General features: G+C 51.3%; 31 protein-coding genes. All 31 read right to left on the bottom strand.

Features of this window, described 5'->3' with window-relative positions; translation table 11 throughout:
* On the bottom strand, window positions 1–373 hold a 373-nt coding region (locus A6395_RS13420), incomplete at its 3' end, for a M23 family metallopeptidase (RefSeq protein ID WP_149038989.1).
* Complete coding sequence (locus tag A6395_RS13415; RefSeq protein ID WP_071399433.1) at window positions 370–900, bottom strand: phage holin family protein; 531 nt, start codon at window positions 898–900, stop codon at window positions 370–372. The genes A6395_RS13415 and A6395_RS13420, both read right to left, overlap by 4 nt.
* A 113-nt stretch (window positions 901–1,013) precedes the next feature.
* Window positions 1,014–1,526 carry a hypothetical protein gene (locus tag A6395_RS13410; protein ID WP_071399432.1) on the bottom strand — a complete coding sequence of 171 codons (513 nt, stop codon included), beginning with the start codon at window positions 1,524–1,526 and terminating at the stop codon, window positions 1,014–1,016.
* A gap of 63 nt (window positions 1,527–1,589) precedes the next feature.
* Window positions 1,590–1,835 (bottom strand): hypothetical protein, encoded by a 246-nt coding sequence (locus A6395_RS13405; RefSeq protein WP_071399431.1) that lies wholly within the window; start codon window positions 1,833–1,835, stop codon window positions 1,590–1,592.
* Window position 1,836: 1 nt separating this feature from the next.
* A complete protein-coding gene (locus tag A6395_RS13400) occupies window positions 1,837–2,151 on the bottom strand; it encodes a hypothetical protein (protein ID WP_071399430.1) in 315 nt (104 codons plus the stop codon).
* Between the two features lie 18 nt (window positions 2,152–2,169).
* Entirely contained in the window at window positions 2,170–2,856 is a 687-nt protein-coding gene (locus A6395_RS13395) for a hypothetical protein (RefSeq protein WP_071399429.1), read from the bottom strand.
* A 2-nt stretch (window positions 2,857–2,858) separates the two neighbouring features.
* Window positions 2,859–3,617: a phage tail protein gene (locus tag A6395_RS13390; protein ID WP_071399428.1), complete on the bottom strand. Its 759-nt coding sequence runs from the start codon at window positions 3,615–3,617 to the stop codon at window positions 2,859–2,861.
* A 15-nt stretch (window positions 3,618–3,632) separates the two neighbouring features.
* Entirely contained in the window at window positions 3,633–4,274 is a 642-nt protein-coding gene (locus tag A6395_RS13385) for a hypothetical protein (RefSeq protein ID WP_071399427.1), read from the bottom strand.
* Window positions 4,271–5,440, bottom strand: a complete 1,170-nt coding sequence (locus tag A6395_RS13380; RefSeq protein WP_071399426.1) for a baseplate J/gp47 family protein — start codon at window positions 5,438–5,440, stop codon at window positions 4,271–4,273. The genes A6395_RS13385 and A6395_RS13380 overlap by 4 nt, the downstream gene beginning before the upstream one ends.
* Complete coding sequence (locus tag A6395_RS13375) at window positions 5,430–5,789, bottom strand: contractile injection system sheath initiator (RefSeq protein WP_071399425.1); 360 nt, start codon at window positions 5,787–5,789, stop codon at window positions 5,430–5,432. The genes A6395_RS13380 and A6395_RS13375 overlap by 11 nt, the downstream gene beginning before the upstream one ends.
* Complete coding sequence (locus A6395_RS13370; protein ID WP_071399424.1) at window positions 5,786–6,163, bottom strand: Gp138 family membrane-puncturing spike protein; 378 nt, start codon at window positions 6,161–6,163, stop codon at window positions 5,786–5,788. Before A6395_RS13370 ends, A6395_RS13375 begins: the two co-directional genes overlap by 4 nt.
* The gene (locus A6395_RS13365; protein WP_071399423.1) at window positions 6,160–7,014 is read right to left on the bottom strand and encodes a phage protein; all 855 of its coding nucleotides are present in this window, start codon (window positions 7,012–7,014) and stop codon (window positions 6,160–6,162) included. The genes A6395_RS13370 and A6395_RS13365 overlap by 4 nt, the downstream gene beginning before the upstream one ends.
* On the bottom strand, window positions 7,011–7,373 hold the full coding sequence (locus A6395_RS13360; protein WP_071399422.1) for a phage baseplate plug family protein: 363 nt from the start codon (window positions 7,371–7,373) through the stop codon (window positions 7,011–7,013). Before A6395_RS13360 ends, A6395_RS13365 begins: the two co-directional genes overlap by 4 nt.
* A gap of 13 nt (window positions 7,374–7,386) precedes the next feature.
* The gene (locus A6395_RS13355; protein WP_071399421.1) at window positions 7,387–7,971 is read right to left on the bottom strand and encodes a LysM peptidoglycan-binding domain-containing protein; all 585 of its coding nucleotides are present in this window, start codon (window positions 7,969–7,971) and stop codon (window positions 7,387–7,389) included.
* Window positions 7,972–7,974: 3 nt separating this feature from the next.
* On the bottom strand, window positions 7,975–10,284 hold the full coding sequence (locus A6395_RS13350) for a phage tail tape measure protein (RefSeq protein WP_071399420.1): 2,310 nt from the start codon (window positions 10,282–10,284) through the stop codon (window positions 7,975–7,977).
* 20 nt (window positions 10,285–10,304) lie between these two features.
* Entirely contained in the window at window positions 10,305–10,532 is a 228-nt protein-coding gene (locus A6395_RS13345) for a hypothetical protein (protein ID WP_071399419.1), read from the bottom strand.
* Window positions 10,498–10,773 carry a hypothetical protein gene (locus A6395_RS13340; protein ID WP_071399418.1) on the bottom strand — a complete coding sequence of 92 codons (276 nt, stop codon included), beginning with the start codon at window positions 10,771–10,773 and terminating at the stop codon, window positions 10,498–10,500. The genes A6395_RS13345 and A6395_RS13340 overlap by 35 nt, the downstream gene beginning before the upstream one ends.
* Before the next feature lie 67 nt (window positions 10,774–10,840).
* The gene (locus A6395_RS13335; protein WP_071399417.1) at window positions 10,841–11,248 is read right to left on the bottom strand and encodes a phage structural protein; all 408 of its coding nucleotides are present in this window, start codon (window positions 11,246–11,248) and stop codon (window positions 10,841–10,843) included.
* 18 nt (window positions 11,249–11,266) lie between these two features.
* Window positions 11,267–12,277 carry a DUF3383 family protein gene (locus A6395_RS13330; RefSeq protein ID WP_071399416.1) on the bottom strand — a complete coding sequence of 337 codons (1,011 nt, stop codon included), beginning with the start codon at window positions 12,275–12,277 and terminating at the stop codon, window positions 11,267–11,269.
* 16 nt (window positions 12,278–12,293) lie between these two features.
* On the bottom strand, window positions 12,294–12,791 hold the full coding sequence (locus tag A6395_RS13325) for a phage neck terminator protein (RefSeq protein ID WP_071399415.1): 498 nt from the start codon (window positions 12,789–12,791) through the stop codon (window positions 12,294–12,296).
* Entirely contained in the window at window positions 12,788–13,132 is a 345-nt protein-coding gene (locus A6395_RS13320) for a hypothetical protein (protein ID WP_071399414.1), read from the bottom strand. Before A6395_RS13320 ends, A6395_RS13325 begins: the two co-directional genes overlap by 4 nt.
* Before the next feature lies 1 nt (window position 13,133).
* Window positions 13,134–13,643, bottom strand: coding sequence for a hypothetical protein (locus A6395_RS13315; protein WP_071399413.1), 510 nt, complete (start codon window positions 13,641–13,643; stop codon window positions 13,134–13,136).
* Complete coding sequence (locus A6395_RS13310) at window positions 13,633–13,932, bottom strand: hypothetical protein (RefSeq protein ID WP_159429466.1); 300 nt, start codon at window positions 13,930–13,932, stop codon at window positions 13,633–13,635. The genes A6395_RS13315 and A6395_RS13310 overlap by 11 nt, the downstream gene beginning before the upstream one ends.
* Before the next feature lie 79 nt (window positions 13,933–14,011).
* Window positions 14,012–14,341 carry a hypothetical protein gene (locus A6395_RS13305; RefSeq protein WP_071399411.1) on the bottom strand — a complete coding sequence of 110 codons (330 nt, stop codon included), beginning with the start codon at window positions 14,339–14,341 and terminating at the stop codon, window positions 14,012–14,014.
* Between the two features lie 14 nt (window positions 14,342–14,355).
* A complete protein-coding gene (locus tag A6395_RS13300; RefSeq protein ID WP_071399410.1) occupies window positions 14,356–15,273 on the bottom strand; it encodes a phage major capsid protein in 918 nt (305 codons plus the stop codon).
* A 19-nt stretch (window positions 15,274–15,292) separates the two neighbouring features.
* Window positions 15,293–15,901, bottom strand: coding sequence for a capsid assembly scaffolding protein Gp46 family protein (locus tag A6395_RS13295; RefSeq protein WP_071399409.1), 609 nt, complete (start codon window positions 15,899–15,901; stop codon window positions 15,293–15,295).
* Between the two features lie 96 nt (window positions 15,902–15,997).
* Window positions 15,998–16,915 carry a phage minor head protein gene (locus A6395_RS13290; RefSeq protein WP_071399408.1) on the bottom strand — a complete coding sequence of 306 codons (918 nt, stop codon included), beginning with the start codon at window positions 16,913–16,915 and terminating at the stop codon, window positions 15,998–16,000.
* Window positions 16,902–18,335, bottom strand: coding sequence for a phage portal protein (locus tag A6395_RS13285; protein WP_084813084.1), 1,434 nt, complete (start codon window positions 18,333–18,335; stop codon window positions 16,902–16,904). The genes A6395_RS13290 and A6395_RS13285 overlap by 14 nt, the downstream gene beginning before the upstream one ends.
* Window positions 18,336–18,339: 4 nt before the next feature.
* The gene (locus tag A6395_RS13280; RefSeq protein ID WP_071399407.1) at window positions 18,340–19,611 is read right to left on the bottom strand and encodes a PBSX family phage terminase large subunit; all 1,272 of its coding nucleotides are present in this window, start codon (window positions 19,609–19,611) and stop codon (window positions 18,340–18,342) included.
* Complete coding sequence (locus tag A6395_RS13275) at window positions 19,608–20,129, bottom strand: terminase small subunit (RefSeq protein ID WP_071399406.1); 522 nt, start codon at window positions 20,127–20,129, stop codon at window positions 19,608–19,610. Before A6395_RS13275 ends, A6395_RS13280 begins: the two co-directional genes overlap by 4 nt.
* Window positions 20,130–20,263: 134 nt before the next feature.
* Window positions 20,264–20,758, bottom strand: coding sequence for a hypothetical protein (locus A6395_RS13270; protein ID WP_071399405.1), 495 nt, complete (start codon window positions 20,756–20,758; stop codon window positions 20,264–20,266).
* Window positions 20,759–21,069 lie beyond the last annotated feature (311 nt).

Genomic DNA, 21,069 nt, shown 5'->3' with positions numbered 1-21,069 from the left:
AACCCCCGTACTTCCCTGTTGATCCGTAGTCAGCAATCTTCGCATTTTCCGGTGATACGATGTCCCCGACCTTGACAAACATCTTGGCGAGGTGCGCCATACGGACGACCAAACGGCGTGCTCCCTTCTTAGGTCCATAATGGACGTCAATCGGGCTCTCGCTGATGCCGATGATTGTGCCGCCCATAAGCGTATCATTCCCGACGGCGACAATCTTCATCTTAAACGGTGCATAGACGTCGAGGTCTTTGCGGTTCAAATCGGCCATGTCGATGCCAAAATGTCGGAAACCCATAGCCCGGTGGTAACTGGCATTTTTATAGCCTGCGGTGATACGGGTGTTATTGAGTGGCAGGATAGCTTTCTCGTTCATTCGTCTTCCTCCTTCGTGGCGATAACTTCTCTTTCGGCGATTGTGACGTCAATCGGCACCTCGCGGCTCACAGGTGTCACTTGCTCTTCTTCGGGCGCGACATCCTGGGCAATGCGGTCAATCGTTGGCTCAGGCTTGTCGCCTTGCAACTGCGCGAGCACCTCGACGAGTTTGTCGGGGAGTGGGACACCGATCAGTGCCGTGTTCTCTGTGACGGATAGGCCTTCCCGCGCGATGTAGTAATAGATGACGAGCGTGCGCAAGACAGGATTGCTGTTGTTGAGCATCTCGTCGGCGAGGACGGCGATGATGATGACCCCGAAGACGACACCCTTACGAATGCCGCCCCAGAACATGACGTCCGAGTTGAGCCGTTTGTGTTTGAGTGCGGCGAGAAAGCCCGTCACGTAGTCGATGACCATGAGGGTGACGAGCAGTTTAAGCGCCACGTCCCAGCCCCCGAGAATCGCAGTGACACTCGTGGCGACGATGGCGACGGCGCCCTCTGCTAATTGTTGTGTGCGCATAAGCGACCTCCTTGTGTGATGGGGCCACGTGGGATGTTGTGAGCATGAGTGTGACCCTCCTTTGGCGGATTGCTCCATGGAAAAAGGACACCCAAGAATGGATGTCCTAGCAATTACATTTGCGGTTGAGGTGTGTCGTTTAAATCTTCTCGGAGAATGAAAATACAAGCTTCAAGCGCTGAGATAACAGCTCTCGACGAAGGGAAACCTGTTACTTCGGACTGGAAACTGTATCTCCAATTTACAAAGGCTTTAGACGACGATCTTAGTACCCCTTCTATCGACCAATCGAAATCAGGAACCTTATCTTTTAACGCGTGATAACTATGCTCAGTTTGGTTAATCATTTCGAATACGGTCGAAATGTAGCCTTTCGATTCCTTCGACAGCTTATTGTACAGTTCATCCAGATGATGTATGAACTTAGGCTCTTTGTCTTGCTCGATAACGTAAATGCACTTTAGGTATAACTCGATGGCGAATGATGTGTTGACGATAAATGGCGCAAGATACAAATCTAAATCATTAGTTTCGCTTATCTTGTCTCCTAGAATCCCGCCAGCGTTTGTAAACCTTCTTGCTTGCAAGAAAATTTGCCTTGCCTTGTCTGTTTGAGTGTTTGACAAGTGAATCCCTCCTATCAAGATGATTATCACATACAGATAGAAGAGTTCCCTTAATTTACTAAATCAAGATTTTGTTGGATGAACTTCTTTAGCGAACGTATTTTTAAAAGCCATCGTCTTGTCAAACTCTTGCGTCGTGATGTACGTCAGATCAAGCGCGCGAAGAATATCCGAATCCGAATAGTTTTCTCCGGCATACTTTTTGACATGTGGGACATACTCTTGACGAATTTCCGGGAAACGGCGTGTGCCGTCCTTATAGATTGCTTTTGCATAGGCGATTACGAGCGATTGATAGATTGGTGTCATGTCAGATTCCTCCTAATACAATTTCGTAAAGTTCGACGACGGCTGTGTTTAATGATTGGTTCTCTGCTTTTAACGACTCGATTTGTTCTTCATTGTTTAACGGACGATCGGCGTACTCATAAAACAAATTTTCGTTTTCATACTTCAATACAGCATTTTTTCCCAGCACATTATCCGGCTCCGGGATAGATTCGACGAAAATCCCACCTTCATTTTCAAGTTCTTCTTTCGTTTTCCCCAATCCGTGAATCGGATCAAACGGCATGTAATGCGTTGACCGAACCTCATTGCTTTCATTTGTGAATAATAGAATCATATTCATTACCTCCTTGTTTCACTTTTTAAGATAGTGATACATAAAGCGCATCATAAGTAACGCTGGGTATCTTTGCCCATACTGTGCGAATAATTGTTCAACGGTATTATTAGGATTCAGCGAACCCATCCACGAGTTTAATGTCGGAACTCCGCCGGATGTTGTCGGATCTACGGCAACAAACATAGGAACCTTATTTTTATTTAACATTGGGAAAGCGCGAAGCCCGAAGTTCTGCACGTAGTTAGATAAAATTAAGTTTCCTGTTAAATCGTAAACCGACCAATCGTTCGTGAATACTTGACGCACATAAAGAATCTTGTCGCTACCAAACATGCAGCCACCGCAAACACTTTGTAGCGGCGAACTGTTTGGATTTGGCACTGTTATTTCACGGATTAATTGATTTGCGTGTGTATAAAATTGTAGTTTGTTAGTCGCGGTTATGAACTTGACTACGTAGTCTTTGTAGTACCCTACAACAGTTGCTTCCGAAGTAGATTTGATAGCCGTGAAATTTTGGTTTGCCGTATTCTTTTTGTAATGTAACCACCCGTTACCGTTATATATGAATACTTCACCATTATCCAAATCAAACTCTACTTCTCTTACCGAGCTACTGAACGCTTCTAATGTCTGATATGAGACACCTTTTAGCTCTTTCGCTCCCATAAACTTGCCGCCATGATCTCGAATATCGAGCATAATCACACCTCCGAGACGAGCGAACCATCGGCGTCATATGTGAGCGTATAAGTCAGTGTTTCACGGACTGTCGTTCCGTCCGGTTCATAATATGTGACGGTACGTGTCGTATAGTTTGGGCTTGTTCCGCCCGAAAGGACGGATGTTGCAAATAAGGAATCATCCGATTTACGACGGTATGTGAGCGTCGTGTAGATACCTTCTGAATCCTTGTTCGACTTGACCATTTTCAAGTCGTCTACTTTGTCTTCGACGGCGGTCGTTCTGTCTGATAAAATGCCGACTTTCCCATTCACTTCGTTCACAGCCGAGACGACAGACCCCTTCGCAAACGTGTTCAGATTCGCAATGTCCCCGACGTTCCAGTATGTCTCGTAAAACCCTTGTGTGACTTCGTTCATCGCGCCGACTAGGTTGGTCTTGTTGTCGGTGATGAGGGATTCGAGAGGGCCGACCTTGTCATCGACCGTCTTGACTGCTTTCGGTGTCGCCGCGAGAACCTCGCTCGTGCTCGTCGTGCTATTTGAGAGTTGCACCACCCCTTTCTGCGTAGTCGATGCGTCTTGTACCAGGCCAGAAATCTCGTCCTGGTGGACTGCATTCAGTTGCAGTTCAATGAGAGCCTTCGCCGAGTTATAAAAGTACCAGTTGAAAAAGTCAGCAGGCGGTTTCTGACCGACCTGCCACCCGTTTGTCTTTAGGGATTCCGGTGGCTCTACGCCTTGCGCGTTCCAATCTGGAACCGGATGTGTAAATGGCATATCTTTCACCCTTTCTTAAAGTGGTAGGTTCTGATCATTGTCTGGAACGAGCAATCCGGATAGCGTGCCACCGGTAATCTCATCGACGTCGGCAAATCCGAAAGCGCTCGTCTCTGGCATCGAACCGCTTGCGAACGAGAAAGTCCCGGTGAGCTCGATGGATGATACCTTCACTCCAGGAGCGGCCGAACGTTTGACGATTCGACCGAACTGAGATGGCGAGACACCCGTGGCTAACAATTGTGCGAGCGGTAGCCCGGCCATTTTGATGGCAGCGGGTTCCGGATCTGTCAGGTCATCGAACAACTCTGTGATGTTGATGAGGCTCGGTGAAACGTCGAGAGAGACAGCGATCGTGTTGATGATGTCGTCGATGGTTCCTGTGGACCTTGCCCTTGCGGCCTTCGATTTGACCAGGATGCGCAGGATTTCATCCGTTGACGCGCCCCGTTGTTGGTCGATGTTCCCGGCGAGCTGTTCGAGCGGCTTCCCTTTCGCCTGGTCGATGTCACGCCACCGTTCGACCTTTTCGGCCGTCGATGTCAGTGAATCGATTTCACTTCCGAGGATTTGAAAGACCTTCGAGACGTTCGAACCTGACGACTTGTTCCAGTAGTCCGCGAGCATCGCGACTATCTTCTTTCCTCCGTCCGTCATGACACCGTCACCTCGATCTTGTCGTGGCTCGTCTGGGCGACCTGTGCGTCATCGACCGTGATGGATGACTCTGTGTAGGTCACGCCGTCGGTCGACGTCTCCACCGTCACGTCAGAGACGCCAGGAGTTCCGTATACGGTTCCGATGAGCCGAGAGAAGACGACGTCATCTCCCATTCCTAGACCCGCATACAAACGACCGTCCGCATCGAGACCGCCGATATATTGCACGAGCGACGTTTTGACGCGTTCCTCACCATCGAACGGGAACGCATCGTTCCGAGTGATCGTGAGGCGGAGATGGACGTCCACCTCTTCAGCACGATCGAACTTGACGACCTTGTCACGCCCGCTCATGTCCTTGACGGTGACGGATACTGTTCCGGCCGTCTGGATGCCCCCTGGCTTTGCACCGAGGAGGGCTGAACCGATGGCTGCATCATCACCATCGAGCACGACAGCCCGAATCGAATGCGGCGGCATCCCGTCCACCTCGACATTTTCATCATTCTCGAAGACAGTGGCCGCCCGGACCCCGTCGACAACCAAAAGGTCGTTCCGGATGTTCGACGTCCCTCCGCCTGCGACGGCATCGAGGATGCGTTGACGGAACTCATAATCTTCCTCACGGTCTTGGCCGTTCGTGATGTTCAAGGCGTTGTTCACACTTGTCACATCCGTGTCCGGCTCGACCAACTGCTTGAGGACGTTCGCCCCTACGTTGAAGGCGGTACCGGCCTCAAGCGACTCGACCGGGATGGTGACGTTTCCGCTTGCCCCGATGGTCGCTGCTTCGGTGGTCTGATAGATCGGAGAGCCCTCGGTCGTGCCGATCACTTCGGTTCCGAGCGGGATGGCCTTTCCTACGGTCCCGGTGATCGTCACAGACCCGTTTGCCGGCGATGACGCCCGTCGCCGGATGCCGACCAACTTGGCCAGACGGTCGAGCTGTACGCCCGTCGCCGTCGATACATATCCGCTGTAATAGACCTTTTCTAAAATGATCCACGCCAGGGACAGGAACCAGGCAAAAAGGCGTAATAAAAGACCCATGAACGCCCGAGCCGACGTGTTGATGTCCGCTCCGAACAATTCCCGGGCCTTGATTTCCATATCTTCCAACAGTTCGTCGTAGGTTTTACGACGGAACCCTTTCTCATCCAACATTTAAATCCACCTCACTTTCGATCGTCTCACCGGAATCGGCAACGGCCGAGAAATGGACAGCAGTCTTTCGAGCCACCTTGTCCATCACGACCGCGATCTCGGTGACGGTCTCGATTCGTTCCTCTTGCGACAGACCGCCAAATATCTCGGCTTGGATGTCTTCTTCCGCGACACCTTTACCGACTATGTTCAGATACTCGATGCCGAGATCAGGTTCGAGGATGAATTCTCCCTCGTTTGTCCCGAGCGTCGACTCGATACATTGGCCGATCTCATCGATACCCGTGGCCAACGTAAAGTCGTTCCCCTGAATGACCAGGTCGCCGTCCTTGAATCTCAAATCTTTCATGATAACCCTCCAATCAAAATCGGGTCGTTCAGACTGTGACGCCGGAAGTCTTGAGGCAATGAGAGCCGTCCCTGTAAGGCGTTCTCGATATCCCGCTCACAAAAGCTGATGACGACCGTATCGCCTTTCTGGTAGTCCGGCTCGATGGTCTTCGAAACACCATCGATTTTTACCTTCTGGACGATGGCGGGAACCTCGATCAAGAGCGGCAGTTTCTCGCCGTCCTCGTTCCCGACTTCCTTTGTCATGACGAGCGGTTGGATGTCGTATGTGCCGTTCGGGTTCACCCGTTCCACCCGGCAGACCGTCGTGGTCCGTAATGCGTACAATTTCTGTTCTATATAATCGTCCAACATGTTCAATGACTTGCTCATGCTTTGACCACCTCGACCTCTGTCATGAAGTCCGGGCCGTTCCAATAATGACGGCCACGCTTGACGCGGAAACGTCCTTTCACGGTTCGGCTGTCGATGTTGATCAGCGACCCGACACCGATGCGGAACTGCAAAAGGCAATTCACTTTGTAGCCTCTTTCCGTTTCGTCCTCGTATAGCTCCGGGCTACCGATGAGCCCTGTATCGCTCGAAATCGTGAACTGCGTCGATGTAGCCACGTCTGCGATCGTGCAGAAATAAAGGCGTTGCTTATGGATGAACACCTGCGCCCTGCACGTCTTGGCCAACTTATGCAGTTCTTCGAGCGGTTTGCCCTCAACTGTGTAGCCTTTGGAGAAAGTCACGTCCCGAGGGATTCGTATCTTTCCGACAGCAACACCGAGCAAAGGGATGAGGTCCCTCACGATCTGCGAGGCTTTCGTGTTCTTGCCATATGTCTTCTTGCGCGTCTTCTGGACCTTCTTTTTCTTGCCGGTACCGACCGTTTCAGTTCGTTCCGAAAGCTCGATCCCTTCCAGGTTCGGTCCGTCGATTACGGTGATTCTGGTCAGTTTGTCCACGCCTTCATTCAACGTCTTGACCGACGAGATGCGGGACGAGAGGATGACGCCGCGACCATCCGATTTATAGCCAGCCGTCAAGGACAACCGCTCGTTCCGTTTCAGATAGGCGATGGTCGAGTGCGATAGATTATAGACCTCGATGCTCGACTCATTCGGGTCCGTGTCATCATCGAAGACGACCTCGAAATTCATCGTGAGATTGTCGGAGTCGATGGACACGTCCTTCCCGACGTTCAAGACCGCCGTCCGTCCATACATGGTACTCATAGCGCGTCACCGCTCTCGTCCGTTTCGATAGGCTCGGAGACGTCGAATAGGAACACCATGTCACCAAGGTTCTGGAACGTGACCACCGACTCGTTTTCGGATGGGTCGAACGGCACCAGTTGATTGAGTGGCAGCCGTTCGTCGACGACGTCCTCGAATAGAGCCTGTCCATAGATGAGCGGTTCACCGTAGACGATTGCTTCCTCATCGGCGTCATACAGATCGATTGTGAAGATGCCTGTTGTTTCCGCATAACGGACGTCGAAGAAGAACACCTCACCGGCGAGCGTAATGTCAAACCGATACGGGATGAGCGTCTTGTCGATCTCGATATAGCCATATTGTTCTGTCTGTTCCAATTCGCTCACCCTCTCAATACGGTATCAATAGCTTCTGTCCAGGATAGATCAGATTCACGTTCTTGATGGTTCCCCGGTTCGCGTTGAAAATCTTTGCATAATCCGGTTTACCATAATATTTTTTTGCGATGTGCCAGAGCGTGTCGCCGATTTTGACGGTATAGTACCGTTTGGACGACTGTTTGGCCGGCTTCTTCTGCGTCGTGCCGCCGTTCTGTTTCTTGGTAGTCTGTGAGTTTCGTTTGACTGATGACTTGGCCACCCGCACCTCACGAAGATTCATGGTGAAGGCGAATCCGTTTGCGATCTTCGAGTTCTGTTTCTTGCTGAAGGACAGGATGATGACGTTCGAGAAGCGGGAGCGGCCCACATAGGTGAGGACACGCCCCTTCGACATCGAATCCACGAAATACTTCTCGATGGTGTCGACGAAACGGGAAGAGCCGACGATTTTGCCCTCAATCGAGAAATCGGTGTTGTTCCGCTTGACGTGGTCCGTGAGGTTCACGCCTTTCTCGACCTCGTGATCGGTCGCCTCGACGCTGTAATCGGTCTCCTCTTCAGTGACCGCGATTTTGTATGTCCCTAACTTGGCCATTCTTTACACCTCCGTCGTTCGCGGGCTCACGCGACCCATCGAGGCAAAGAGGTCTTCAAGTTGGTCACGGACCTTGACGGCCGTTTCCTGCGCGTTAGTAGCCCCGGTGATGTTGATTGTGATCTGGTTACGACTCGAACTGTTGTTCGATAGGCTTGACGAGCTCGACGAGGCCATCGGAGCGATGCTTGGGCGTTCATACGAAGTCGTTCCCGTGAACATGCCGCTCATCGACGACTTGACGTTCGGCGTCGCATTGATGATGCTGTCCGTGATTGGACCACCAAAGTCGAGTTTGTCGAGGTCAGATAAAGGTCCGACCTTCGCAGGTGAGAACGGAAGGAATTCCCGCGCCTTTTCTGCCACATTAGAGATGGCGTCGGTCACGAGGCCAATCGCCCCGGTGATACCGCTGACCATCTGCTCGATCAAGCCCTTACCCGCGTTGTAGAACGTGGTTCCGAGACCGGTCACGAAGCTGACGGCGTTGTTGAACCCGTCGACGATTGCGTTGTAAATATTCGATACGGTCGAAGTGACCGCCGTGTATGCCCCTTGGATTGCCGAGGTGATCCCGGTTTTTATCGCTTCCCAGATTGAAATCGCTGTCGAGAGCAAAGTGGTGAAAATCGACGACACGGTCCCCTTAAAGCCTTGCCAGAGTGACGTTCCAAGCGAGATGAGCCCAGACCATAAACTCGATAGCGTCGTTGTAAAAACGGTCCAGATGCTCGATGCGTATGAGACCAGTCCGGACCATATCGCCGAAAGGAATGCGGTGAATCCCGACCATAAAGTCGTTCCGAGTGCGACAAGCGCATACCACCGACCAGTCAGATAGCCAGATACGGCATCCCAGGCCCACGTTGCGAACGTGACCACATTGGTCCAAATTTCCGACCACGTCAAATCGAATTCTTGCCACGCCCAAATAAGCACCCCTGCGACCGCTCCGAATGCCAATGCGATGGCAATGACGGGAAGGAAAGGCGCCATCATTGCCCATACAGCTGGGACGACAGTGAATAGGAGTACCGCTCCAAGGATACCAAACGCAACAGCCAGACCGCCAATAGCAGCGGTGACAATCGGCATGTTGTTCGATGCCCAGGTGACGATTCCACTAAGTGCCGGCATGACCTTCGACGTGATCGGCTGTACGATGCTCGTCTCGAGCAATCTACCGAAACCGGCAATCGCTTCCATCGGCGTATCGTATTTGACCTCGTTGATGGCATCCATCGAGTTCTTGGTCTGGTCGAACTTGTCGCTTGTTTGCGAGAGTGCGGAGAATGCCTTGACCTCCAAATCCTCGAATTGCGTACCGAACAACGCGACCCCGACCTCGTTCCGTTTGACCGGGTCCTCAATGGCTGAGATCTCGTCGACGATAGTCTTAAAAGCCTTGTTCGCTTCCGGTCCACCCGCCGCGAACGTCTGGAACATCTCTTCGGCGTTGTAGCCGAGCGACTCGAACGCCTCTTTGGACGTCCTCGATCCGTCTTTTGCCCGGATGTTGAATTCCTTGACAGCATCCCCGACTTTGTCGAGGTTCCAGGCACCGCCTTCAAGACCGGAGTTCATGGTCTCGAACATGTCGTCGACCGAGAATCCAAGAGCATCGAACTGACCCGAGTATTCGTTGATGGTGTCGAGCATCTCGCCCGACTTGTCGAGCCCGTTCTGCTGACCCTGTGCGAGTAAGTTGAACGCTTCCTCCGAGGAGATCCCGAAGTTGTTCATCATCGTATCAACGGAGCGGATGGACTCATTGACCTCATAACCGAACGTGTCACGGAGTCCGATGGCACTCTCAGTCATGTATTGCAATTCATCTCCGGTCGCCCCGGTCATCTGTTTGACGGTTGAGAGTGAGTTTGCGACATCTTCCCACGATTCTCCGAAGTTGTTGACATAAACGGCGTTCGCGGCGTCCTCAAGACCCGCAAGTTCCGCGCCTGTCGTCCCTGTTGCGGCCGCGACCTGGTTCATGGCACCCTCATACTGGTTCCCCATGTCCCAAAACATCGTACCGACCGCGCCAAGAGCTGCGGCGCCACCAAGGGCGGCAAACGCTACGCCTAGTTTAGAACCGAACCCTTCTACCTTGTCACCGGTGTCTTTCGCTTTGTCTCCCAAATCCTCGACATCATCGCCGGCCGGCTTCACCTTGTCACCCAGGTCATCGACCTTGTCACCGGTCACCTTGGCCTTATCACCAAGGTCATCGAGAGCGTCATCCGCTTTCTTGACGTCACCGAATCCCTGTACTTCAAACCCGATTTCAATTTCTGTTCTGCCTTGCCCTGCCATCTAAACACCCCCTTTTCGGGTTACTTCTTGCCACGCTTGGCTTTCTCCATTTGGGCCTGCACCTCTTCGTTATAGAGGTCGAGCGCGGCGTTGAGTGTATATAATTCATCGAGAGTCATCGCTTTGAGCTCCGAGTACGTCGCGGAGCAGTTTTCTGCGAGGAGCGGCCGATAGATGAGCGCGTCCCGCAGCGCTTTCTCTCGATAATGGCCCTTACTTTCCCGAGAAGGGCCCTTGAAAGACTTCATTCGCGATCTTGATCACTTGTGCATAGTCTTCCGGTTTTTGCTGCTCGAAATAGTCCCAATCGACTTTAGGAGAGACGATGACGTGAGTGAACAACTCCTCCTGGATCTTCGTCTGTTGGACCACACCGAATTGGTTCTTGCAACGGTCTGAAATCTCGTTAGCCGCACGAAGTCCCGGGAACTGAAACACATACTCCGTGTCGTTGATTGTCTCTGTGCGTTGTTCAAATGTCTTGGCCATGAATAAAAACCTCCGAATAGTTTAGTTTGTCAGCAATTAAAAAAGGGACGGTTTCCCGCCCCTGTCCTTATTCGTACTTGTTGTCAAAGTCGAATACGACGATCTCATACTCCCGTGGTTCCGCAGTCGTGCCGAGCGTTCCGGTCGGCGCCTTAAGGATACGGCATTTGTTTCCGCCGGCCTTCTCTGTGATGTCGCCTCGCTTCGATACGGCCCATAGTGGGAAGAATCGCTTTTGACGAAGTAAGTTCATGAAATGCTTGTTCGATGGCGACGTCGCTTGCAACGTGAGCGTGATCGTTGCCGATGTGTCGTTCGATTCAGAGACGATGACGTCTCCGTCCGCTCCGAACTCATACTCGAATCCGTCCTCGTTCGGCTCGAACTCGATTTTGTCCTCTGCGAATCCAGTGGTGAAGACACCGTCAGCGATGACCGTCGTGTCTTTTGCATTATAAGAAGTATATTGTGCCATGTTCGTTTTCCCTCCCTATTAGAACGATACTTGTCCTTTGATGTCTACCTCTTCGATGGATCCTGCCAAGCGATAGTTAAATTTCACGCCGCGGAGCTTACGAGAAGCGCGGTCTGCCTCTGTCATGGCTTGTACGTTTGGGATGACGACCGAGTAAAGCGCGTTCCCTTCCGCGTCTTCTGCGATGATGTCGTTCTCGACACCGAGCTTCATGACCGACTCGACTTCCGCCCCGATCATATTCGCGCCAGGTTGCTCATAAGAGATTTTGCGGTTCTTGATGTACAAGGATTGGACCCGCTGTTCGAGCGTCGCGATCATCCAGTCGTTACCGGCCACAACGTCGAGGAATTCCCCGCCGCCAAGCTTCGAAGATGTTGTCTGTGGCTCTCCGAACTTCGTCACGTAAGAAGATGCGTTGACCGCTTCCAATGCGTTGTAGTCAGCAAGTGGCAGCTTAACCGCTGTAATGCCTGCGAGTTGTTTAAACTTCGCCGTTGCACTTCCTGCAGGGTCTGTAGCAAACTCGCCGGCGAACGCCGCATCGATGTACTCATCTGTTTCCGGTGTGTACAGGACGTAATAACGTTCGATGTTGGCAGCATGTAACGCCTCCGCTTCGGCCACCGCATTCGAGCGGAGGATGGCGACCTTGTTATCACGTTCGTCCAACTCTTGAACGACGGCGATCTGGTCAGCTGTCGCGGCCGACTCGAGAACGACATAGTACCAATCCTGATTGAAGTTCGCCTCTACTACAGCGCCAGCAGAACCACTCGTGTCATCGTATCCGACGACCGCGACTTTCTCCGGTCGATTGTTTTGTCGGAGCAAGGCTGCGGCCATCTTGTAAGCCTCTGTCGTCGCGGCGAAATCGAGTTCGACTGCGGCGAGCGCCTCATCCCCGGAATACTCTTTGTAGGCGAATCCGCCGGTCTTCTCGACCACCAAGAGCACGTTCGTCGAAGTGACGGCGCCCGATGGTTTCAACACGTCAATGCTGACGTTCACGTCTTTATAAAGAGCCATGTGTTGCCCTCCTCATTCAAATTTGTTCGATCTCCACGTCGTCAATCGTGTTGGCGACGACGCGTTCCTTGATTTCCTTCACGCGGAACCATACATCAAAACCGACGCGGTATTCGTAGGCATCACCGAGATAGAGTGTGCGGTCCTGGATATTCGTGATGTCGACCACGACCAATCCCCTTGAGTTGAGCTCGTACTCGCCCACGAAATCGAGAAATTCTTCCGCCTTGGCCGCGAGGGACATGGCTTCGAGGTCCGTCTGTCCAAAGAAATTGAACGAGAACGTCGCCTCGATGTCTGTCTCCTTGCGTTCCAGAACGGTGTCACCGTCCACAATCGTCTCGATATGTCCGCTCGCGGGTCCATGTTGCACCAGCCGAGGATTTAGGACGGTGTACGAGCAGAACGGGAGCGGTGGCCGTGTAGCCGTCTCATTTGCAGGGACGACCTCACGTTCAAGGTAGGCTGTCAGCGGAGCATAAAAGCCCTGGATGATGTCGTTGTACGTCTTCATGCTGTCGCCTCCCTCGTTGCCACGTAGCGATGGAAATTCGAATACGTGGTGTAGTCACCGTATACCTCGATGGTCCATCTGGCGCCTTCGAATTGAATACTGCCCCGGACATCGAGCGGACTCCCACGTCGATAGATGATGCGGTTGGCTGAGTTGATGCGTCCACCGCTCTCATAGACCACTTGTTTGTCCGCCGGTAGGACGGCCATATGTTCGGTCTTGGTGGTTTTGACACCTTCCACCCATCTCCCCGTCGTCGGGTCACGATGGCCCGCCGTCTCAATCGTATAAGGGACGCCAACTTCATACTTTTCTATCAGACTCGAAAAATCAAAAATCATGTCAATCCACCTCGTGTTTGATGGCGCCGATCATGCGACCGGTATCCACCAACGGATTGCTCGACCCTTTGAGCATCTTCGTGGCCGAGCTGTTCGGAGGACTCTTTAGGTCTCTCGCGAATTCCTGGATCTTCCCGGCGAGCTCGAGCCCGATCATGTCGAGCATCGTCTCCACTGGAACGTTTCCAGTGATGGCCTCGTCAATCAGTTGATCTGCTTTTATTCTCCAGTCCGCCTCATGCTCATTGAAGCCTGCACGAATGAAAGACCGCTCCGGAATCCGGATGACGGTCGTCGACTTCTTGAGATGGATTCCTTTGGCGGCGGATAGATAGGCCCTCATTTTGTCAGTGACCTTGATGTCGCAGCCGTACTCATGGACGTGGGCGATCATGCCGAGCTCTCCATCTTCCATCACACCCACCCGCAACGTTCGGCCGTCAATTGTTCTAGTGTGCTTGACGATGTCTTTCAGCAGGTCCTTGTTGCGATGTCTGACTTTAACGCCCATAACAACGCCCCACGTTAAAGAAACGGACCGCTGAATGATACGGTGCCCAATGTTGATGAGCGGCCGAATAAATTGCAGCCGAGTCTCCGCTGAACGACTGCGAGAGCCCTCCGATAGATTCAGCGGTCACGCCCTGGCGTCTGCTCACGGTCTGATTCGCCTCCACCCATTCAGAGATTCCTAGTTTCACGGCTGCAGGCAGGATGAGCTGTCCGCTCTCCGCGTCGACGAGTGTGAGGAAGTCGAGTTTGTCACAGTATTCTTGAGCGGCCAGAATACCGGACTCCAACAAGGGGGACAGTTTCACGTCCTTGCTCGTGTCTTCGTCCGGAATTTCTAGCAGCGCCTTTAATTCAGTGAGCGTCACTTCACTCACCCTCTAACAATGCATAGAGCACTTCTTTCGAATCGCGTGGGTTATGGTCGATGCCGTCATCCTTCAATCGTTCGACGATTTCCGCTTTCGTGATGTCGTCATAGGCAGGAAGTTCATCGCCCTCAAGTTCATCTTTGTCATTGACGATGCCATCAGGATTGAAGCCCGGCCCTTTGCCGTTATCGTCAACCGATTTCGACGCTTCGGGTTCGACTTTCTTGTACCCAAGTCCTTTGTAATAGACATCGAAAAGACGCCGCGATACTTCAAGCGCCTTCTTGCCTTCCTTTTTGATGATCACTAACTTTTTAGTTTCAGCCATGATTCAAAACCTCCTTATGGTGTCACATCCGGAGTCAATGCAGCGAACGCCTCGTCTTGCAAGACCATGAATGCGACGTACATCGTCACACGGAGAGCAGACATGTCACGCTCGAAGAGGTTGATCGCCACGTCGTTCTCATCGACGATTGTTGTGAGTGTCGCATCTTCCGAAATCTTGTATGTCATTCCTTGTGGGATACCGAATCGAGCCATGTCCCAGTCACCGGCCAACGCGACTGCTTTCGTCTTGTCGAACGATTTACCAGAAGCGTATGAGATTGGAAGTCCGAGGATGTCGTCCGGAGCAGTACCATCTCCTTTGACGTAAATCGGACGGCCAGTGTTGTCGAGCTCGCCACGGAATTTCTGTTTCATCGAGCGGACAGTGACGATTCCGTCTGGATCAATCTCATTGTCCTCGATGAGCCCGAGCAATCCGTTCAATTGACCATAGAGCGCTTCGGCGTCATCAGCCGCGACCGCATTGCCTGCTGTTGTAGCAGCAGCGAGGATGCTGTGCTCTGCAGCATACGGCGAGTTCGTACCGAAGAGAGTCGCTTGGTCAAATTTCGTGTAGAAAGCCTCGGCAATCTTTGGACGCATCATTTGGAAGAACTGCGGCACGTTGTAAGCGAGGAACTCGTTCGATACCGGAAGGATGACGGCGAGTTTCTTCGCAACGAGTTTAGCTGTGACCCAAGTCGGTTTCGATGTTTCGATGCGTTCCGCTTCTCCGACCCAGTATGCGCCAGGACCTTCGGCGAGGTACGTAATTTCTTTCTCGAGTGTCGACATCTCTTCGAATTGAGCGAGCTGCATGACGGCCGAGTTCTGGACGACGTCTCCAATCATTTGGACCGAAGTCTCGACTGGGACGCTACCTGTGAGCGCGTCCGCCATTAATACGTTAGCTGGGTTGAATGTAGGCATTTAAGATGACCTTCTTTCGTTATTTTTTGATTTGTTTATTGAGGATTGTTTCCATGAGGGAAACCGATTGAGAGCCACCGCCGACATTCCCGTTTCCAGGATTGTATCCGGCGCCTTTGATTTTCTCTTCGACCTTCTTGGTGACGAGTCGGTTGACGATGTCGCTGACTGTCTTGATTCGTTCGTCTGTTGCTGCGTTGCGGGCTTCTTCGTCGTCGCCCTCGTTTACGATGACTAGGTCGAGCAATTCCGAATCAAGACCTTCCTTCGTCAACTGCTGAACCGCGTGGAACATGTTCTTTTGTGACAACAGTTCGCGCTGCCCCTGGATGAGTTTATCCTCGGCCTCTTGAGCGAGTTGTTCCTTGGACTTCCCTTGGTTCTTTAATTGATCAATCGTCGTCTGTAAGTCTTTCGTCTTCTTACCGTAATCGTTTCGGATCTGGTCTTGAGCGGATTTGAGCATTGCGTCGATCTGTGCCTGTTGCTCCGGTGTGAAAATTGGGGCTGTCACGCCTTGGCCACCTTGTGCCCCTTCTCCTGCGCCGCCCTCTCCTCCACCTTCTACGCCTTCAGCAAAGAATTGAATGTCGAGTGTGAGCGGGTACTTCGTTTTTTGTTTGAACATGTGAATGCCTCCATTATGCGTATCAATCACCGAGCCGATTAGGAGCCGGCATGCGTATCCACCTCGTATCGCATCAATCGAGCCGCGTATGATTTTTTAAGCTGATTTGAGTCTTTCCTTGCGCCATTGCTCGTAAGTCATGTCAGCAAGCTCGGCATGGGCCTTCTTGTCGACACGTTCGACCGTGTAGGTCACGAAGCAGCGGCAATTTATATCATGAGCGGCGACACCGGATTGACCCGGCGTTTTCGCTTTCACTCCTCTTCCCAGTTCGAACAGTTCGTCCGACTGGACCATCTGACCGTCCATCTTGCGGTGGTTGGCCTTGCTCGTCTTCCGGACACGGCTGTCACGGGACGAGTTCCATTTCTTCATCATCACGACGCCCTGGCGAGTCGCCCGTTCGACCGCATCTGATTTCCCTTGCTCGACGACCCGGTGGACCTCTGTCCGAGAGACGCGGATCGCCTTCTTGTAATCGCCATCGAACACGGTTTTGAGTTCCTTGGCCATGCTCGAATAACTCGCCCCCCGAACGAGTGATTGCGTCACGGAGGTCCGGATTGTGGCAATGATTTCACGACGATTCTTTTCCAACGTCTCATTCAACGTCAGCCCCTTCACTGGATTGTTGACAGCCGCAAGGATTTGTTCCGTGGTCACGCTCGTGTAGTTCAGATACGACAGAGCAGCCGTCTCAATGGAGAAGGCCATGAACTCGTAGGAATAGCGGAACGCTTCGGAAAGGTACTTCAGCAACGCGTTCCGTCTCCGCTGTGTCAGCAGCTTCGATTGTGCCTCGATCTGTTTGATGAGCGAGTCAAGGCGGTTGAACTTGGCCATGTCTTCGTAAGTGATCTCGTCCTTCTCGAGACGTGCATATATCGTTGATACTTCTCCCAGAACACTCTTAATGATGTCCTGGTACATTCGCCTGGTCTCACGCTCAAAGACTCGCTGGCGACGAACCTGGACTTTCTCGATTGCCTTCTGTTTGTCATCAAACGACGGCATCGGTCTCACCCTCTATGGTTTCGGCTTCGTCTTTCAAATCGAGCGGCTCGATAGCGTCCAACTCTTCTTCCATGAGTGCCAGTTCATATTCCACATCGTCGACGAACGAAGCGAGAGAGAGTCGTGTCTGTTCCGACACGAGACCCTTCAATTTCTGTTGGATGTCCGCTTCGTTGAGAAGGTTCTGTGGGAAGTTCCGCTTGAACTCTGCGAACACCTTGTAAGGATTAACGATGAGGCTCTCGATCGCCCACTTGGTCGACATGATCTCGAACATCCGAGTATCCGCCGCCTTGAACTTCTGCTCAAAGCGAGCGGATTTCGTCTCGAGGCCGAACAGTTTGAACTTGAGCGACTCTCCGCTCTGGTTGCCACTGAATGCCTCGTCAGCAAGGTCCGGAGTACCGCTGAATCGATAGATGTTGTCATGGATCCGGTTGAGGTGGTTCTCGATTGCTCCGTCGTTGAGGTTCTTCTCAAGGAACCTCGCATCGACCCGCTCACCGCCCATCCCTGGAATACTGATCGCTCCGGTCTTCCGCATGTCATCGACGGCTGTCTGGTCCACCTGTGCGCCTAAGAACAACAGATAAGCCAAACGGAACGCCTCAATCTCACTGTTGACGTCCGATACGGTACGGTCGATGGCATCGATCAGGCCGAGTACCTTGTCTGGATCGCCCATGAGCTCGTCGTTATTTGGATAGCCGAACAGTGGACAGAGTCTGAACGCATGGATGTTGTCCTCGAGCAGAACCAACACATCCCCGTCTTGTTGGTACTTGTAACGGCGTAACCCGTCGTAGAAATGGATGATGTAGCGACCCTCCTGGCCGTAATAGCGGACGCCGTATCTCGTCTCGATGATATTGCCGTCCTCGTTGAGCAGGATGGCCTGGTGCCCTGGGATGTACATCATCCGTTCTCGTCCGGTCGTGTCGATGTAGAGCAGCCGAGCGGAATATCCGCCAATTGCACAATATTTTGTGGTCTCCATGTTCACGTCGGCGATACGATTGCCTTCTAGGAAGTCCTTGATGCGCTGCGAGGCAGGATTGAAGTTTTGTTCCTGTTTGTCGTAGGCATATGCTGCGGGTTTGCCGGCGAAATACCCAGTCTTGATGTCGACGATCTCCGAAAAATAGTCGTTGTTGATTCGGTTGTCGATTGTGACGTCTCGCTCGAACGAACGAGAGAAGACAGGGACGCCACTCGCATCGGTCTTGTACCGCTGATGGTTCATCAGCATTCGGTCCCGCTGCGGCTTGTGCTTCTCGATCAGTTTCAAGATGACCTTGCGACGATCTTCACCCTGGTCGAGCGCGATGATTTCGTCCGTATAGTCCGGAACCTCGAACGTGTAGCCCTGGGCCGAACGATGGGGAACGAAGTCGCCACCGGTTTCAAAATTATCTGGCATGTGCTTACCCCCTTACTTTTAGCGCTGCGGCTTGTGGTCTCATGTCCCGCTCCATTGCATAGCGGGTCGAGTCGATTGCGTGGTTATTCTTGTCCTCGAGCTTCGCCTTCGGATTTCCGTCTCGATCGGTCTGATAGTCGATGTCCTCGAACTCTTTTGCAGTCCTCGGTGTTCGCTCTGGGTCGATGATGATCTCGTCCAGGTCGTCTAGCCACTTCTCTCCGAACTCGACACTGTCCGGCCCTTTCTTTGCCCCAATGATGCGAGGGAGGCCAAGTGAGCGAAGGTCAGCAATTGATTTCGGCTCTGCAGAGTCCGCAATGATCTCGTGAGTTTGATAGCCCTTGGAGATAACCCATTCGGCCAGTTGACGATTCGAGAGCTTGACACCATAGAATTCGTCGATGAGGTAGAGGCGCCGCCTCGTCTTGTCATAGTGCCAACGGACAAACGCAAGCGGGTCCGTTGCATAACCGAAGTCGATGCCTTGGCGGATGTTGTCAAACTGATTGATCTCCTCATTCGTGATCTTTCGAAACGTAAGGTTATTGAACGGCACGACGCCGGACCCAATGGCCTCGCCGCCGTATTCCCACCGGTATCGCATGGGATTTCTCGCTTTCATCGTCTCCGCTTCCTCTATGAACTGCCGTGAAATGTACGGGTTATCGAGATAGGTGGAATGATGGACGAACGTGTTCGCTGGCATGAAGGCCGATTCGTATTTCTTGTTCACCCAGGACTGTTTGCGCTTAGGCGGGTTGTAACTGAAAAAGAATTTATAAAAAAGACCATCGTCCAATTCGCCACGAAGGATCGAGTTGGTGATGGTCGTAATTTCATCTTCTGTTTTAAATTCAGCTAGTTCTTCAATCCACACAAATGCAAATGGGAAATTAGATGCTTTTAACGATTTGATTCGCTCTGGCTCTTGAGCTCCACGTAACACCATGTAATTTCCGCGCGGCTTGTAGGTGATTTTCATCGGCGATTTATTCACCTTGAATAAATGACTCACCCCCGAAAGTTCGATAGCCCATTTCATTTGTTCAAAAATCGAAAGTTCAAGCGTATTGTCAATCTTCCGAATGCCAACAGCGTTGAGGGGATACCTCATTAGCAGCTGTGTCACAATGATCGCGATGTCCGATGATTTACCAGATCCACGGCCACCTTTCTCGATGACGTTCAAAATGTCCGGGTCGATTGCAGCCTTCCATGAAGAATGAAACGCCTTCGGGAGCAACTCGGACAGTCGGATTTGTTTGACCGTCACGAATCATCAACCCCAATGTCGTCCACAAACTCAACAGCTCCTGTATGTTGGACCTCTGTACGGTCTTTGAACATCGATAAATGACGTCCTAGCATCTCGATCGCCTTCATCTTGTCATGTAGTTTAACGCGCTTCATTCGTTTCTCTGATTCGCCACCATTCGGGAATACCTGAACACTCACGGTCTCTGAAACCTCGGAAAGAACCGCTCCGTCTACGTCCTCGGAATCATGTATTTCTACTCCGTGCTCTGTCCAATGGACAAAGTGCTTTAAGTCAGCGAATGCGATCTTGGCAAGCTCCTCGACGACACGATCCACTGTAACCTCTGTACGTTTCGCTCGCTCCTGCTGCAGTTCTGAAACCTTCGCTTGAATCTCAACTTTTTTCAGCAACTTGTTCCCAATCGCTCCCGCTGTCTTTTTGCTATATCCGGCTCGAATGGCCGCTTGTGTCGCATTCAGATCTGCTAGATACTCAAGACAAAAGCGTTCCTGCTTCTCGTTCAGTTTCCTCATGTCATCGATTCACCTCTTTCTATTTGCAACGTTAAAACCACTTCCGATGAAACGACAGGAGGATGGGGAGAGGTTTTTCGCCATCGGAAACGGTTTTAAAGCAACAAAAAAGACGCCCCAGAGGAGCGTCAAACTTAGCGCTGTCTACGTTGATGTACAGCTGTAAGAAAATCAAACATTACATTCTCGAAGAAAGATGAATCTAATAACACATCAGATTTGATGATATTCTCGTCATTCAATATTTGAGGTTTCAAAACAAAAGCATCTCCAAATGAGTTCAATGACAATAGATATTCTTCTTCTCCGTCAGTTTCGTTACCTGGTAAAACCCGAATCTTGAATAACAATGATCCAACTTTGCTTTGATCGACATAAATATAGTTATTCGAGTTAGATTGTCCCCTGTCGAGTAGTCTAACTATAAAACTTCTTCCATGCATTTCAGTCTCAACGACTAATTTATTATCAGAAAGAACAGCAAGCTCATCAAATCCTCTTCTCACTTCAGATAATAGTCGTCCCGCATTTGCAAAATATTCATAGGCCTTCACATTTTGATGTATAAGCTCCAATACTTTATCTAATTTTTCGGTTTTAGATAAATTCGAATTGTTTACTTCATTCATATTATCAACTCCTTCCATAAATAAATTTTCTCATGGAAAAAGAGGGATTACTAGTCTTTGGTAATTGTAATTTTCATTTGTAATGTATTTGGAAATATTGAAGACATCCACTCTTTCATCTTACTTGCGATTTCAAACTAATGCAGTACTATATCTCTCCTATGTCTCTCCTGTTTTTTTCCTGTTTATTTTTCACGGTAGTAATGTTTTGATTATGGCCAATCTTAAACTATTCGGTCTTTCTAATTTCTTCACGTATAATCTTTTGCATCCCTAATACATTTATTATAGATGCTATGAAAAACAAAACC

The organism is Exiguobacterium sp. SH31, assembly GCF_001816105.1.
Taxonomy (GTDB): Bacteria; Bacillota; Bacilli; order Exiguobacteriales; family Exiguobacteriaceae; genus Exiguobacterium; species Exiguobacterium aurantiacum_A.
The sequence above is the reverse complement of the archived record's forward strand: the minus strand, read 5'-3'. Positions and strand labels throughout refer to the sequence as shown.